Annotated in this window: 1 protein-coding gene; it reads left to right on the top strand. The window is 76.1% G+C overall.

The window, feature by feature from the left end:
• Nucleotides 1–942, top strand: a 942-nt coding sequence (locus tag HO151_RS00700; protein WP_173894198.1) for a beta-ketoacyl reductase, incomplete at both ends; no start/stop codon positions are given.

Genomic DNA, 942 nt, shown 5'->3' with positions numbered 1-942 from the left:
CCGAGCCCGGCGCCGACCCGGCCCGGGCGGCGCACACCGCGACGCACCAGGCCCTGGAACTGCTCCAGGAGACGCTGGCCCACAAGGGCGGCACCTCCCGGCTGGTGCTCCTGACCGAAGGCGCGATGTCCACCGAGGCGGACGCGGGGTACGGCGATCCCGACGCCGACCCGGCCGCCGCGGCGGTGTGGGGCCTGATCCGGTCGGCGCAGTCCGAGCACCCGGACCGGTTCGCCCTCGTCGACCTCGACGGCTCACCGGTCTCCGCCGACGCCCTCGCGGCGGCCCTGGCCACCGCGGAACCGCAACTCGCCGTACGCGAGGGCCGGCTGCTGGTCCCGCGGCTCGCCCCCGTGACCGCGGGTCCGGTGCCGGACACGGCGTTCGACCCGGAGCGGACGGTGCTCCTCACCGGTGGCACCGGCGCTCTCGGCGCCCTCCTGGCACGTCACCTGATCACCCGGCACGGGGTCCGCAGGCTGCTGCTGACCAGCCGCAGCGGTCCCGACGCGGCGGGCACCCTCGTCGAGGAACTGACCGCGCTGGGCGCCGAGGTCACCGTCGCCGCCTGCGACACCGCCGACCGGCGGTCGCTGGAGACCCTGCTCGCGGGCCTGCCGCAGGAGCACCCGCTCGGCGCGGTGGTGCACTGCGCGGGCGTCCTGGACGACGGGGTGGTCACGGAACTCGACCGGGACCGGCTGGACACGGTGCTGCGCCCGAAGGTGGACGGCGCCTGGAACCTGCACGAGCTGACCCGTGAGCTGGACCTGGACGCGTTCGTGCTGTTCTCGTCGGTGGTCGGTGTCCTCGGCTCCCCCGGCCAGGCCAACTACGCCGCGGCCAACGCCTTCCTCGACGCGCTCGCCCAGCGGCGCCGGGCGGACGGGCTGCCCGCCAGGTCCCTCGCCTGGGGCCTGTGGCAGACCGGCATGGCCGACA

It is taken from the genome of Streptomyces sp. 8P21H-1 (assembly GCF_013302945.1).
This window is presented reverse-complemented; position numbering and strand designations above follow the sequence as displayed.